At 41.9% G+C, this 15,034-nt stretch carries 10 protein-coding genes; 8 read left to right on the top strand and 2 right to left on the bottom strand.

From position 1 onward, the window contains the following. The first annotated feature begins 141 nt into the window (after positions 1–141). From HMJ38_RS00410 to HMJ38_RS00395, 4 genes are all read left to right on the top strand, one after another. A complete protein-coding gene (locus tag HMJ38_RS00410; protein ID WP_194972399.1) occupies positions 142–2,517 on the top strand; it encodes a DUF1549 domain-containing protein in 2,376 nt (791 codons plus the stop codon). Positions 2,518–2,520: 3 nt separating this feature from the next. After that, complete coding sequence (locus HMJ38_RS00405; RefSeq protein WP_194972398.1) at positions 2,521–3,948, top strand: DUF1501 domain-containing protein; 1,428 nt, start codon at positions 2,521–2,523, stop codon at positions 3,946–3,948. A 138-nt stretch (positions 3,949–4,086) separates the two neighbouring features. Next, positions 4,087–6,729, top strand: coding sequence for a c-type cytochrome (locus HMJ38_RS00400; protein ID WP_194972397.1), 2,643 nt, complete (start codon positions 4,087–4,089; stop codon positions 6,727–6,729). Between the two features lie 381 nt (positions 6,730–7,110). Continuing rightward, positions 7,111–7,896 (top strand): 3-keto-disaccharide hydrolase, encoded by a 786-nt coding sequence (locus tag HMJ38_RS00395; protein ID WP_194972396.1) that lies wholly within the window; start codon positions 7,111–7,113, stop codon positions 7,894–7,896. 160 nt (positions 7,897–8,056) lie between these two features. Here HMJ38_RS00395 and HMJ38_RS00390 read toward each other — a convergent pair whose 3' ends face one another. Beyond that, on the bottom strand, positions 8,057–8,842 hold the full coding sequence (locus HMJ38_RS00390; RefSeq protein ID WP_194972395.1) for an NIPSNAP family protein: 786 nt from the start codon (positions 8,840–8,842) through the stop codon (positions 8,057–8,059). 383 nt (positions 8,843–9,225) lie between these two features. Between HMJ38_RS00390 and HMJ38_RS00385 the strand changes: the two genes are divergently transcribed. The 4 genes from HMJ38_RS00385 to HMJ38_RS00370 all read left to right on the top strand — a co-directional run bounded on the left by HMJ38_RS00385 (position 9,226) and on the right by HMJ38_RS00370 (position 13,979). Then, positions 9,226–10,287 (top strand): aldose 1-epimerase family protein, encoded by a 1,062-nt coding sequence (locus HMJ38_RS00385; RefSeq protein ID WP_194972394.1) that lies wholly within the window; start codon positions 9,226–9,228, stop codon positions 10,285–10,287. Between the two features lie 30 nt (positions 10,288–10,317). Beyond that, a complete protein-coding gene (locus HMJ38_RS00380) occupies positions 10,318–11,523 on the top strand; it encodes a cupin domain-containing protein (RefSeq protein ID WP_194972393.1) in 1,206 nt (401 codons plus the stop codon). Between the two features lie 114 nt (positions 11,524–11,637). Further along, positions 11,638–12,669: a sugar phosphate isomerase/epimerase family protein gene (locus tag HMJ38_RS00375; protein ID WP_194972392.1), complete on the top strand. Its 1,032-nt coding sequence runs from the start codon at positions 11,638–11,640 to the stop codon at positions 12,667–12,669. A gap of 149 nt (positions 12,670–12,818) precedes the next feature. After that, entirely contained in the window at positions 12,819–13,979 is a 1,161-nt protein-coding gene (locus HMJ38_RS00370) for a Gfo/Idh/MocA family protein (protein ID WP_194972391.1), read from the top strand. Between the two features lie 295 nt (positions 13,980–14,274). On the opposite strand, the gene HMJ38_RS00365 is transcribed toward HMJ38_RS00370, so the two are convergent. After that, positions 14,275–14,877 carry a DUF2911 domain-containing protein gene (locus HMJ38_RS00365; RefSeq protein ID WP_194972696.1) on the bottom strand — a complete coding sequence of 201 codons (603 nt, stop codon included), beginning with the start codon at positions 14,875–14,877 and terminating at the stop codon, positions 14,275–14,277. Between the last annotated feature and the right edge of the window lie 157 nt (positions 14,878–15,034).

Below are 15,034 nucleotides of genomic sequence, written 5' to 3'. Positions count from 1 at the left end.
ATAAATAAGCAAATCAGAAAATGCCTATCGGTAAATAGATTATTTGTTAAACAAACCACCCTACAGTACAGGATACTTTTTTGATAGAAACAAAGGATAATTATTATTGGACAATTCAATTAAATTCACTTAAATTTTAAAATGGTTTCAGACACTTTATGGATTTGGCAGTTTTTGGGAAGACTTCATCCTATGATAGTCCATTTCCCTATTAGCCTGATACTTTTTGCGGCATTTCTTGAGTTATTGACCATAGGTAAGCCTAATTCAAAATTAAGACCCGGCATAAATCTTATGCTCAAAGCAGGGATTATCAGTGCTTTTCTTTCTGTATTGTTGGGATTGTTGCTGGCTGGCAATGAAGGGGTTTCGGGAGATTTGTTGGATCGGCACAGGTTGACAGGGATTTTAACAGGAATTGGAAGTGTGCTGATCCTTGTATTCCTGCAACTTTCTATCAAGCAGCAAGGGTTTATCAGATGGTTTAGGGTTTCCCTATTCCTGACTTCTTTATCAGTAATAATTACGGGCCATCTTGGTGCTGCTTTGACCCATGGAGAAAATTATCTGACTGAAACATTCCCTTGGGAATCATCCAATAATTATCAGACCCCTAGTTTTGAATTGACCAGATATGGAGATATCTCTGCAGGATTAAGCCTTGAAAAGGAAATCCAACTGATCGGTGAGGTCAGGACCATTTTGGCACATAACTGCTACAAATGCCATAGCGGTGCCAAAGTAGAGGCAGATTTAAGACTGGATTCCAAAGAAGCTGTTTTCAAAGGAGGTGAATCGGGAGCAATCCTTAAGGCAGGGAACGCATCTTCCAGTGAGATCATCAGGAGAATAAGTCTTGCTAAAAGCCATAAAGATGTAATGCCTTCTAAAGGAAACCTTTTGAACAAAGATGAAATTGCTCTTTTAGGTTTTTGGATTGATCAAGGCGCACCTTGGCCCGATGAAGCAGAAAATCCAAGCATATACCGAGTTGCCAAAATGGAGCCCCGTAAACCCGTTCCTCCGAAATCCAGTGAAGGTTTAGACAACCCTATTGACTTATGGGTGGACTTGTATTTCAAAGAAAACGGGATTTCGTGGCAGCAAACTGTGGATGACAGGACCTATCTTCGAAGGATATACCTCGATGTGATAGGTTTGGTGCCTTCCCCTTCAGAATTGGAGCGTTTCTATCTGGATGAAAGACCCGACAAAAGATCTGTTTGGCTTAGAAATCTCTTGGACCGCCAAGATGACTATGCCCAGCATTGGTTGACTTTTTGGAATGATAACCTGAGGAATGACTACACAGGCACAGGCTATATCACCAATGGCCGGTACAACATCACCGATTGGCTTTATAAGTCACTCCAAGAAAACAAACCTTACCACCAATTTGTCAAGGAACTATTGAATCCTACTGAGGAATCCAAAGGCTTTATTGAAGGTATCAAATGGAGGGGAACAGTCAATGCCAGTCAAAGGACAGAAATGCAGGCTGCCCAAAATGTCGGACAGGTGATTTTAGGACTGAACCTCAAATGTGCTTCCTGCCATGACAGTTTTATCTCAGATTGGAAATTGGAGGAAGCTTATGCTTTCGCCAATATTTTTGCGGACAGTACTTTGGAAGTCAGCCGTTGTGAAATTCCCACCGGAAAAATGGCAGGAACCAAGATCCTCTGGGAAGAATTGGGAGAAATTGACAGTACTGCCACACGTTCCGAAAAATTACAGCAATTATCCGAATACCTGGTGCAACCTGCCAACGGCCGTATGTACCGGACAATAGTCAACAGGGTTTGGAAACAAATGATGGGTAGGGGCATGGTGGAACCCGTGGATGAGATGGACAATGAACCATGGAGTCAGGATTTGTTGGATTGGCTGGCCTCAGAATTTGTGGACAGAAATTACGACCTCAAAGAGCTGATCTATTTGATAGCCTCATCCAGAATATACCAGTCCGGTTCCATTGGCGTAAAAAGTCCGGAGCTTCTTCTTTCAGAAGATTATAAATTCACCGGTATGGTCAGGCGGAGGTTGACAGCGGAACAGTTTTCAGATGCCATCAGCTGGATTTTCTATCCTGTGTTTGATGAAAAAGAATTTAAATATAAGCCTAACCAGCTGTTGACGGAACAAAAGCCAACAACCGAATTCCCCAGAGCATCTTTGGTAGCCAACAACAGTTTTCTGACCGCCATGGGCAGACCCAATAGGGAGATTGTCTCCACAAGCAGGGACTCCCAGGCCAATCTGCTGCAATCCCTTGAACTGACTAACGGAGAAAAACTCAATGATGTCCTTCATCAAGGGGCGGAGTTATGGAAAGAAAAATACCCATCTAGCGATGAGATTATCCAAGAGGTTTTTGTCCAAACCTTAAACAGAAAACCAAGCCAAAAAGAATTTCAGATAGCCAAAGCGGCATTGGGGGATCAACCGGAAACAGATAAAATACAGGATTTATTTTGGGCGGTTTTATTACTTCCTGAATTCCAGTTAATTTACTGAACCATGAAAAACAACCTGAACAGAAGGGATTTTCTTAAAAAAACAAGTGCAGCCACCATTGCAACGATGGGATTGGGATCACCGATCGCAGGTCTGTTTTCTTCCTGCAATACCAGAATATCCATCCCCGCTTCTACAGATACAGTTATATTATTGTTTATGGCCGGTGGAATGGCCCATACCGAAACCTTTGACCCCAAAAAATCTACCCCTTTCAGAAAAGGGATGGAATCAAAAGAGGTATTGAGTACTTTTCCTTCATTCCCTACAGCTTTGGATGGCATTCATTTTTCTGAAGGATTGGAATCCATAGGGAAAATCATGGACAAAGGCACCTTGATCAGATCTTATGTTGCCGCAGACTTGGGGCATATCCTGCATACCCGGCACCAATATCACTGGCACACCTGCTATGAACCTCCACAATCAGTGGTAGTTCCACATATCGGTTCTTGGATAGCCAAGGAATTGGGACCTCTTAATCCGGTCATTCCTCCATTCATTAATATTGGCCAAAGGTTTACAGTTGGTGAAGGTGAGGAACTGAAAGCCTTCCATAGTGCAGGATTTTTGGGAAGTGAATTTGGACCATTTTTAATTCCTGACCCCAGTACGGGGCTGGAAAGTGTCAGACCTCCTGTGGGAATGTCCACCAGCAGGTTTGAGGCAAGGAACCAACTCTATGAAAATCTGGTCAAAGAAAGCGCCATGGGAGAATTTGGCAGCGACTATCAAAAAGAGTCCCTTAAAAGATCCATGGAACAAGCCTACATGTTGCTGAATTCTCCGGAAGCCACGGCCTTCGACCTCAGTTTGGAACCCAAGGAAAGCTATGATATGTACAATACCGGGAAATTTGGCCTTGGCTGTCTTTTGGCCAAAAGGCTGGTGGATCAAGGAGCAAGATTTATCAGCGTGACTACCGAATACGAACCTTTCTTTGGCTGGGATACCCATGACAATGGCCATACCCGATTGAAGGACATGAAAAAAATGATCGATGCCCCGATAGCCCGCCTGATACAGGACCTGGATGAAAACGGAAGATTAGACCGTACCTTGGTCATTGTTGCCAGTGAATTCAGCAGAGACATGCTGACAGAGGGAAGGCCTGAACTCAAAGTACTGGATCAGGTAGAGGTTCCTGACATTATCGAGGATATGAAAAATTATGGCATGCACCGGCATTTTACCGATGGCTGTTCCATTTTAATGTTTGGTGGCGGGGTAAAAAGAGGCCATGTTTATGGCAGAACAGCAGATGAAAGACCCTGCAAAACAGTGGAAAAGCCCATTAAAATTGATAGTATTCACCAAACGATTTACCATGCCTTGGGCATCTCACCCGACACGAACTATGAAATCGAAAAAAGACCGTTTTATACAACTCCTGATGGACACGGCAAAGCAGAATTAGATTTGCTGACTTAAAGCTAAAATCCCATAATTGGGCAATATAGCCTATGAATGGTTTTCTAATCAATGCTATTTAACTTAACTTGAAAATCCTTTCGTCTAAGAATATTTCTCAAACCATTTCAATCAATTAACCCGATAAATCCAGAATATATGTTCACAAAACTTTCAATTGGCAAGCCTCTGATTTTGATACTTTCGGTTTGCTTGGTCCTTTCTTGCGGAAAAAGTGAGGAAACAAAAGAACCCCTTCATCCAAAATTGGAAAAATTAAAATTGATTTCCGGGTTTAAAGCCGAACATATCTATAGCCCCGGTGAAAACGAGCAGGGATCTTGGGTGGGAATAACCTTCGATGACAAAGGCAGAATGATTGCTACGGATCAGTATGGGGCACTTTACAGACTGGAAATACCTGCAATAGGTTTCGAAGACCTTACTCCTAAAGTTGAAAAACTCATGATAGGATCTGAAGGTGAAATCGGGATGGGCTATGCGCAAGGGGTATTGTACGCTTTCAACAGTCTTTATGTGATGGTGAACCATAACCCGAATGATGCTTTTGACAAAGGAACCGGATTATACAGAATTCAGGACACTACGGGAGACGACCAATATGATAAAATCACTTTAATCAAATCTTTGAAAGGAGATCCGGGGGAACATGGACCTCACAGCATGATTTTATCTCCTGACAAACAATCCATTTATATTGTGGTAGGTAATCATATAGATGTTCCAGAAATGGATGCATACAGGCTGCCCCGTGTTTGGGATGAGGATAATCTTTTTCCTGTCATAAAAGACCCAAGAGGTCATGCCAACAACAGGATGTCTCCGGGAGGATGGATTGCCAAAATTGATCCTGAAGGGAAAAACTGGGAATTGATCAGTGCCGGATTCAGGAATGCCTATGACATCGCTTTCAATGATGCCGGCGATCTATTCACTTATGATTCTGATATGGAATGGGATTTTGGTATGCCTTGGTACCGGCCAACCAGAATTTGTCATGTCACCAGTGGCAGTGAATTTGGCTGGAGAACAGGAAATCAAAAATGGTCACCTGTATATCCTGATAATTTACCGGCGACTTTGAATATAGGCCAAGGTTCTCCCACCAATGTCATGTTCGGTACAGGATCTAATTTTCCTGAAAAATACAGAAAAGCACTTTTTGCTTTTGACTGGAGTTTTGGGATTATTTATGCCGTGTTTTTGGAACCTTCAGGAGCAACTTATTCAGCCACCGCAGAGGAATTTATTTCAGGTTCTCCCCTCCCACTTACTGATGGGGCCATAGGTCCTGATGGTGCTATGTATTTTATGACAGGAGGAAGAAGACTTCAATCTGATGTCTATAGAATTTATTACGATGGAGATGTTGACCAAAAAAACACTCAAACAGAACTACCGGAAGAAAATCAGATCAGAAGAAAATTGGAAGAGTTTCATACTGGTGGACCAAAGGCAGGGGCTGTGGATTTCCTATGGCCTTATCTGAAACATGAAGATAGATTTGTCCAATATGCTGCTAGAATTGCATTGGAACATCAGCCCGTCAGTGAATGGCAGGAAAAAGCATTGAATGAATCAGACGCAAAAATCCTGACCCAGTCAATGATTGCTTTGTCCAGGCATGGAGATAAATATTTACAGCCAAAGATTCTTGGGGCAATGATGTCCATTGATTTCAAACAATTGAACACAACAGATAAAGTGAATTTGGTAAGAGCGATTGAACTGAGTCTTTTCAGACAGGGAATGCCTTCCAATAATCTGAGAACCGAACTCGTCAATTACCTAAATCCAAATTTCCCTGCTAATGAAAACAATACAGACAGGCTATTAAGTAAGGTTTTGGTTCATCTGGATGCACCCGAAGCGGTGGAAAAAACGCTTGCCTTATTGAAGACAGCCAAAGATGATGCTGATTTCCAAAAGACTTTCACCTCCTCCTCGGATTTGATTTTGAGAAATCCACAATATGGACTGGATATCGCGGACATGTTGGCCAATGTACCACCGGCCCAGCAATCCTATTATGCGACAGTCCTTGGAAATGCCAAAGTCGGTTGGACACCGGAATTCAGAGAAGAGTATTTTAAATGGATACATGGGGCATTCCAATATAAGGGCGGTAGAAGTTATGTAGGCTTTATAGACAGGGCTAGAAAAATGGCCTTGTCTCATGTAAGTGCAGATAAATTTGATCATTATAACGAACTCTCAGGTGCATCTCTCTTGACAGGAAGTGGGAATGATCTGATGGTTTCAACTATTCAACCGCAAGGGCCAGGTAAAAACTGGAAGGTGGATGAAGCATTGGCATTAATGGATGATTTGAAGGGAAGGGATTTGGTAAAAGGCAAAGGCATGTATGCAGCCACGCTATGCCTATCCTGTCATACCATGCAGGGAGAGGGCGGAATTGTCGGACCCGACTTGACCCAATTGGGGACCCGATTTTCTCCGAAAGATATCCTGGAATCCACTATCCACCCCAATGCAGTCATCAGCGATCAATATGCAGCGACTATATTCTATCTGGCTGACGGCAGTTCGGTCTTGGGCAAACTGACCAATGAAGACAAGGAAAAATATTACATTTCCCAAAATCCATTTGATCCGCAGACCATCAGGGAAATCCCGAAGAAGGATGTGACAAGCAAGAAATTATCCGATATATCTGTCATGATGCCCGGTTTGATCAATAGGCTGAACGAGGTAGAATTGAAAGATTTGATGGCTTATTTGATCTCAGGAGGTAATCCAAGTCATGAGGTTTATCAATGATTTGTGATTGGGGGTGATAAAAATTGGTGTTTACAGAAAGGGAATGGTATTTAAGGGTAGTGGGCATCAATAGGAATCAGCCCATTCATAAATAAATGCAAAATACCAATAGGCTTTAGCCAAAAAAGAAATGTAGGATAAAGTATCGGGTAATATGTTTGGCTAAAGCCGAGGGAGATTATTCTTCTTTTTTCCTCCAGCTAAAGCAGGAGGCAATTGATTGGTGAGCTAAGCATAAAATTTATGCCTTCAGCTGCATTACGGCCGCTCCGATTACGTATTTGGTAGACACAAGGCATTGCCTGTCCCGTTGACAAGCGAGAAGGAAGGTTTGTATCTGAAATTCAATTATTGTTTACATTTCACGGTTTAAAAAAAGACATGAAGATCATACAGCTAAATCTAATCATATCATCAATTATCCTAATTGCTTCCTTAGGTTGTTCTACAAACTCATCTAAAGAAGGAAACATTGAAATCATTGAAGTTGATGAAAATGAAGGGTTCATTTCAATATTTGATGGCCAAAGTCTTGATGGCTGGGAAGGCGATTCTGTTTATTGGCGGGTGGAAAACGGCATCCTCACCGGAGAAATTAGCCCTGAAACAGTGTTGAAAAACAATACCTTTTTGATCTGGAAAGGTGGTGAACCTGCTGACTTTGAACTGAAACTTGAATTCAAAATCAGTGAAAACGGAAATTCCGGTATCAACTACAGAAGTGAAAAATTGGAGGAATTGCCCTTTGCCCTTAGAGGCTATCAGGCGGATATAGATGGGAAAAATACCTATACCGGTCAAAATTATGAGGAAAGGAAGCGAACCACGTTGGCCTACCGTGGCCAAAAGACAAACATCCAACCACAAGACCCTCCGGGAGTGTTGAGGGATTATGTAGAAAAAAATGCCTGGAAAGGCTTGGAACTTGTAGAAAATCTCGGTGATCGGGATTCTTTGAAGACCTTGATCCATGCAGAGGACTGGAACAGCATGCACCTCATCATCAAAGAGAATGTACTGCAACATTTTGTAAATGGAGTATTGATGAGTGAAGTAGTGGACAATGACCCAATCAATCGAAGTTCAAAGGGTCTTTTGGGTGTTCAGGTTCACGTGGGACCTCCGATGAAGGTGGAATTCAGAGATATTTACCTGAAGGAAAATTAAGTCTACTTGTGAAATTTATAAAAGAAGGTAGACCTGACAGGTTTATTTACAGGAAAGCATTTAAAACACAACTTTTGCTGTAAATACCTGTCAGGTTTCGATCCTTAGGAATTAAATTGACAAGATGGATTTAGGCCAGATTCCTTAATTTCCAGGATTTTTATAAATCGGAATAGTCTGTTGGATAAAGCAACCTAGTATCATTCCTTGATACGGTATTCTGGTATTCTTCCATTACTTTCATTCTGTCCCAATCAGGGTCAGACCCGAATGCTTTCCAATGGGCATCCCTTGATTCCATATTGGGGAAAGAAGTCATATACATTAGATTTGGCATTTGTGCACCAGCCAAAGTCTCCGCAAAAAACACGGGATTGAAATCCAGTTTGAAGAAAATGTCAGTTTCACCTTCGTTGAACATTTTCACCTTTTGCCTATAAAGTCTTTCTGTCGCAGCTTCATAACTGCGCAATTCATACACCTGATCTTTTTTGGGGCCTGTTACACTGGATTCTTTAAATCTCGGCATCCCACTGAAAGCTTGAAGTAATGCTGTTTCAATTCTTTTATAAGGGGGATTTTTATGGGAAGCATAGATGTATGGATTTCCCGCCTCCAAATAGGTATTATCCTTTTCAAGTTTTGAGGGTAATGCCAAATATTGCTTCATGGATTTGTAGGGAATGAAAACATATATTTTTTTACCTGCGTCAGGCTGTGACGAGATAGGTTTGAAAACGCCAACTTTACCTACGCCATTTCTATGTAATGCGGGAAGTAGTGCATTCCTCAGGTAGTTGTCAACTTGGTTTTCCTGATCTTTATTTTCAATATGGTAAGTCCTTAGTTCATAAATGTCCCGTTTGGAACTTTGGGCATAAAGATCGAACACCAAAAAAAAGGTTATCAATAGCGTTAAAATCGAAAGTAATTTGCTTGATTTCATTATTTCATAGGTTTAGGGTTATTGTGATTCAAATTATACAAATAGAAAAGAATGGCTTGCCATTAAGTGATAACTTGAAAAGTTATTTTATGGGTGGGCAATTTTGAACTTGCTGACATCTGTTTCCACTTTTTATCCATCTTTGCTCTGATTCAACTTTCCATTTAAACCACATTTCTTGCATTGGCAAAAATCAGATTTAACTGAAAGATATTTGATCCATAAATTATGTATTTTACCTGATATTTAAAGTGCTGTATTATCTCCAAGTCCAGTTCATTTAAATTGTTTTACCAATAAACTGAAAAAGCAAGATAGAACAGGACAGAGGATCAATTTATTGATGATAACTTAATTTTTGTTTACTCATAGAATTTGCACTCATGAAAAAACCCTTGTGGAAGGACAAGATTTCGAACGCTCAACAACTTGGCGGAATAGAAACTTCCATTCTGGACAATGGTCCGGGAAAAGGTGTCAGGATTGCGTGGATCAGTACAGGGACAGGATTGAGGTATAAGGTTGTTTTGGACAGAGGTATGGATATCGCTGATGCTTTTTTCAATGCCGGCAGTTTGGCTTGGATCAGCCATGCAGGGGTAGTGGCACCTCAACCCTTTTCCAATAAAGGAATTGATTGGTTAAGAACTTTTGCAGGGGGATTGCTGACGACATGCGGTTTATCACATATAGGAGGTCCGGAATCCGATGAGTTCGGTTCAAGAGGACTACATGGGAATTTCAGCAATATTCCCGCAGAGATTATTTCCATACAACAACCTGATCCTAATAATGGCATCATGGAAATGAGTATCACCGGCCTCATCAGCGAGACAACTACTTTTGGGCCAAGCCTTGAATTGAGAAGGACAATTTCTGGAGTACTCGGGCAATCTTCGATTAGCATTCGGGATGAGGTTACCAATAAAGGAAACACATTAGCACCACATATGCTATTGTATCATATCAACTGTGGGTATCCTCTGATTGATGAAGGCACAGATATCATTTGGCAAGGCAGTTGGCATTCTATGGACAATAACCTGCAAAACAGGATATTCAATACCAACAATAATTTCAAAAAGTGTCCCGCACCAATGGATAAACATGCCGGATTTGGTGAGGATGTTGCATTTATCACCCCTCAATCAGATCAGGATGGAAATTGTACCTGTGGATTTGTCAATCAAAATCTAGGAATAGGCCTATCCATTAAGTTCAATAGCCATCAACTCCCATGGCTGATCAATTGGCAACATTGGGGGAAAGGAGAATATGTTACTGCACTGGAACCTGCCACCAATCCACCAATTGGACAGAACAAAGCCCGAAAAGAAGGCTCTTTGATTCAATTGGCTCCAGGTGAGAGAAAAGTTTATGACCTTGAAATCAGTGTCGTAAATCAACCCGATGAATTAAAAAATCTATTGAAAATAAATGACTAATAACAATTAACCCAATAAAAAAACAAGCACATGAGTTTGGCAAAAAAAGCATTAGAACAAGGTGAAGGAATTCTCAGATTGGCACCTACTTGGGTACCCAGGTCTTTTTGTGTACCTGGACGTAGAATCAAATTGCATCCCGATGACTATTATGTTCTTGGTGGAGCAAGAGGCGGTATAGATGAAAGGTGGCTTTCTTCCACTACCCCGGCCCAAAATGGCCCCTTGACCGGAAAAAATGAAGGTTTGAGTCCTGTGGTTTTTCAGGATGGTAAGGAAGAAAAGCAGTTTTTGCTCAAAGATGCCATAGAGGAACTTGGCAGTGAAATCATCGGTCCCCGTATTTGGGAAAAGTATAAAAGCTGGCCCATGTACTCCAAATTTTTTGACAATATGGGACCACTCCCCCACCACATCCATCATAATGATGAATATGCCGCCATGACAGGTCAGAAGGGGAAACCCGAAGCCTATTATTTCCCACCACAACTCAATAACCATGGAGGGGATTTTCCTTATACCTTTTTTGGCATCGCACCGGGCACCACCAAAGAGCAGATTAAAGAATGCCTGATAAATTTCAATAAGGGTGACAATAAGATCACCAACTATTCCCAAGCGTTCAAATTGGAGCCGGGAACAGGTTGGGATGTACCTCCGGGAATGTTGCATGCCCCGGGCAGTTTGTGCACCTATGAGCCGCAAAAGGCTTCGGACATATTTGCCATGTACCAATCCTTGGTCAATGAAGCGATCATACCGGAAGAATTACTTTGGAACGGAACTCCCAAAGACAGAATTGGCGATTTTGACCTATTAGTGGAGGTGATCGATTGGGAACTGAATACCAATCCAAATATTCTGGAAACCCGCTTTATGTTACCAAAACCAGTCTCTGAACTGGAAAATATGAAATCCAATGGCTATATTGAAAACTGGATCTGCTATTTATCCCATGATTACAGCGCTAAGGAACTGACAGTATTTCCCGGTCAGACTGTAACCATTAATGATAATGCCGCTTATGGGCTGATCATGATGCAAGGTCATGGAAAAATGGGTGTTTGGGATATTGAGACTCCTGCTTTGATAAGATACGGTCAATTGACCCACGACGAATATTTCGTCTCTGAAAAAGCTGCATCGGCAGGAGTGAAAATTACCAACCACTCTAAAACTGACCCTATTGTGATGCTGAAGCATTTCGGACCTAGGAACCCTGATTTGAAAGTGTGATCCAGTATTCAGTGATCAGTGGGCAGTGTCTCAGTGTCCAAATAAAGAACATTTGTCTCTAACAATTCGGTAATTCAAAAACGAATAATCAATAACCAATAAACAAAAATAACCATGTCCCAAAATAACTTTCCCAAACTTCACAATGCCACTTGGCCGGGTATTGTGGGAAAAGGGCCTGATTCTGAGCCTGTCATTTCTTTTGATGAAATGCTAAAGCATACTGCCGCCGCAGAAGTTGGCGGTGTAAAATTTGACGGTATCGATATAGGTCTTTTCGATCCGCATATCGACTTGGATATGTCAGATGATGGCATCAAGAAATTGGCTGAAAAAGTTCAAAACCTCAATCTCAATATCGGTAGCCTTGTCGCTCCGATTTGGGGAGGACCCGCAATGGGCAGTAAAGAAGACCGAACACTTTTCGTAGAAATGGTTAGAAAATCATGTGTTTTCGGTCAGAAACTGAAAGAACTTGGGGTAAGGCCTTATGGTGTGGTTCGGATTGACTCTGCCAGCAGCGTGGAAAACTGGGCCAAAGACCCGATTAACAACACCAAACTGATAGCCCAAACTTTTAGAGAGGCCTGCGATGTAGCCGCTGATTTTGGAGAGAAATTGGCTGCAGAAGGAGAGATTTGTTGGGGTGGAATGCATAGCTGGAGAGCTATGATAGACACCCTTGACCAGACAAACCGTCCCAATATCGGTTTTCAGGCAGATATGTCGCATACCTTTTTGTACATGTTGGGATACAATAGCCCTGATGACAGAATCCTTCCCAAGGATTTTGACTGGAACGATCGGGAAACTTTGGATGAAGCTTTCAAAAAACTCACCAAAGCTTTACGCCCTTGGACCATTGATTTCCATGTAGCCCAAAATGACGGGACAGTTTTTGGTTCCGGGTCTCATGACAAAACAGGAAGACACTGCTTGGCCACTGATCCAAATGGAAAATTGGATATTACCCATGATGCCGGGCATTGGTTAAGAAATGCGGACGGTCAACTTACCAAAGCCTTCAACCATATTTGTTGGGATGGCTGTATGTTCCCCAATGCTGTCATGGGCAAAGAGAATACCTGGAATGATATCCTCGCCGCCATGATCAAAGTCAGGGAAGCGCATGGATGGAAGGGTTAAGTAGGAAGCTGGAAGTTGGAAGTAAGGGAGACAAGAATCAAAGTCTGTCCCGATGAATATCGGGGAACCAGGACTTTTGAAACCACTAAATCCTTTACTCTCGTGTCTCAAATCTTATATCTTAAGTCTTAAGTCTAAAATCTTAAAAAATGAGTAACAAAAAACAAATCCGAATAGGCCTGATAGGGACAGGTCTAATGGGCCGAATCCATACCAATGCCTACAAAAGAATACCCGATTTCTTTCCTGAATATGAATATCAACCAGTCCTTCAGGCAGTATGTGCCAGAAGGGAAGATAAGGTAAAAGCATTTGCAGCTCAATGGGGTTTTGCCTACTATGAAACTGATTGGAAGAAATTAATTGCGCGGGAAGATATCGATGCAGTGGACATTTGCACCCCCAATTCTTCCCATGCAGAAATAGCCATTGCAGCTGCAGCCGCAGGAAAAATGATCCTTTGTGAAAAACCACTTTCCAAAACCGTGGAAGAAGGAGAAGCAATGGTCAAAGCTGTAGAAAAAGCAGGAGTTAAAAATACAGTTTGGTACAATTACAGGAAAGTTCCTGCCGTGACTTTGGCCAAAGAGATTGTGGCTTCCGGAAAGCTTGGGAAAATATTTCATTACCGCGCCAACTTCCTACAGGACTGGACGATCAATCCCGAACTCCCACAAGGAGGAGATGGACTCTGGAGATTGGATGTGGATGCAGCAGGTTCAGGCGTGACGGGAGACCTCTTGGCACATTGTATAGATACAGCCATGTGGCTCAATGGCGGCATCTCCGATGTGTCAGCCATGACTGAAACTTTCGTCAAAGAGCGGGTCCATCAGGAAAGTGGAAATGTCCAAAAAGTAGGAATTGACGATGCCTGTTTATTCCATTGCCATTTTGATAACGGTTCATTGGGTCTGTTCGAAGCTACACGCTATGCAAGAGGCCACAAAGCATTGTACACTTTTGAAATTAACGGAGAACATGCCTCTATTCGTTGGGATTTGCATGACATGAACTGGCTGGAATATTTTGACCATAAGGATGAAGCTCATGTCCGCGGATGGAGAAAAATCCATATCACAGAAGGCGAGCAACCTTATATGAAAAGGTGGTGGATTCCAGGAACTTCCATTGGATATGAACATTCCTTTATCCATCATGCCGCTGATTTCTTTCATGCACTCGAAACCGGAAAGCCTTGTCATCCTACATTTCAGGACGCATTGGAAACACAGAAAGTATGTCAGGCGGTTTTGGATTCAGCCAATGAGAAAAAATGGAAAGACACGGGAGTTGACTGGAAAGGGTGAGTGGTTCGGTAGGCAGTCGCAGTGTTCAGTGGGCAGTCGCTGTTTGCAGTTTGCAGTCGCAGTATTCAGTGGTACTTCTGCAATAAATACATCGTTCTCTTTACTCCATATTTCTGCATAAAAACCTGCTTTTCTGAAAACTGCATACTGCCAACTGAGACTGAAACTGAGGAAGGTCTCCCGATTCCAGAACCTAAAGGGAAATTGATCTATGCGTGATTTATGGCCCAATAAAAAAACTCCCACAGATTGCTAATTGATCTGTGGGAGTTTCCTTTAATGTCAAATATGGATTTTAGAATGCTCCTTTGAAGCCTTCCATTTTTTGATCCACTTGGGTATCCACCATAAATGATAACCTGACTTTGTCCCAAGCCATGGTCACTTTGGCCACTTTATTATCCTCAGCAGATACATGATAAGAAAGTCTTTCATGGGAATCCGCTGCCATTCTTGGCGTTACATTGATCGCTACCACATCATCTTTTGCCAATGCTTCCTCGTCAATTTTGCCATCCTTCATGTAATTAAAAACAGAATTTCCTTTTCCGTTCAAATGTACCGTCCAATCACCTGAAGCTTGGGGAGTGATGAACATCGTGTACTTTCCGGGACGGATGTTTTTCCCGCCAATATTTACCCCTGTACTGAATTCGATCGTAGTAGCCGCATTGGCACCTGCTCTCCAAGTGACACCATACTTCTCAATTCCACCGAATATTTGTCTCCCCTTCAATGCCGGTGAAGAATAATCAATACTGATTTTAGTGAAGCCAACATTTTGGGAAACAAAGGCCGCAGGACTTGCTGCTGGCGCCTGCATTTGTGCAAAGGTCAATTCGGTAGCCGCAAAGAAAAGAACCATTACGGCAATGGAATAAAATTTAAGATTTTTCATCATGTTTATTTTTTTGAGTTTTTGATGTGTGAAGATACAATAAGGAAAGAAAATTGTTTTCTTTTCTTTTGAATTATAGAATTATTATCTTTCACGTGAGGCATTCACTCGCCTTTAAATTTCCTCTAAATACTAAAAAACCATAAAATTAAAACAA

The sequence above is a fragment of the Aquiflexum lacus genome (assembly GCF_015476655.1).
GTDB classification, from domain to species: Bacteria; Bacteroidota; Bacteroidia; order Cytophagales; family Cyclobacteriaceae; genus Aquiflexum; species Aquiflexum lacus.
Note: the sequence above shows the minus strand (reverse complement) of the source record. Positions and strands in the feature narration are given on the sequence as shown.

Excerpts from the sequence above, each read along its gene's own strand:
- HMJ38_RS00410 (WP_194972399.1), top strand. The coding sequence starts at position 142 with ATGGTTTCAGACACTTTATGGATTTGGCAGTTTTTGGGAAGACTTCAT.
- HMJ38_RS00405 (WP_194972398.1), top strand. The coding sequence starts at position 2,521 with ATGAAAAACAACCTGAACAGAAGGGATTTTCTTAAAAAAACAAGTGCA.
- HMJ38_RS00400 (WP_194972397.1), top strand. The coding sequence starts at position 4,087 with ATGTTCACAAAACTTTCAATTGGCAAGCCTCTGATTTTGATACTTTCG.
- HMJ38_RS00395 (WP_194972396.1), top strand. The coding sequence starts at position 7,111 with ATGAAGATCATACAGCTAAATCTAATCATATCATCAATTATCCTAATT.
- HMJ38_RS00390 (WP_194972395.1), bottom strand. The coding sequence starts at position 8,842 with ATGAAATCAAGCAAATTACTTTCGATTTTAACGCTATTGATAACCTTT.
- HMJ38_RS00385 (WP_194972394.1), top strand. The coding sequence starts at position 9,226 with ATGAAAAAACCCTTGTGGAAGGACAAGATTTCGAACGCTCAACAACTT.
- HMJ38_RS00380 (WP_194972393.1), top strand. The coding sequence starts at position 10,318 with ATGAGTTTGGCAAAAAAAGCATTAGAACAAGGTGAAGGAATTCTCAGA.
- HMJ38_RS00375 (WP_194972392.1), top strand. The coding sequence starts at position 11,638 with ATGTCCCAAAATAACTTTCCCAAACTTCACAATGCCACTTGGCCGGGT.
- HMJ38_RS00370 (WP_194972391.1), top strand. The coding sequence starts at position 12,819 with ATGAGTAACAAAAAACAAATCCGAATAGGCCTGATAGGGACAGGTCTA.
- HMJ38_RS00365 (WP_194972696.1), bottom strand. The coding sequence starts at position 14,877 with ATGAAAAATCTTAAATTTTATTCCATTGCCGTAATGGTTCTTTTCTTT.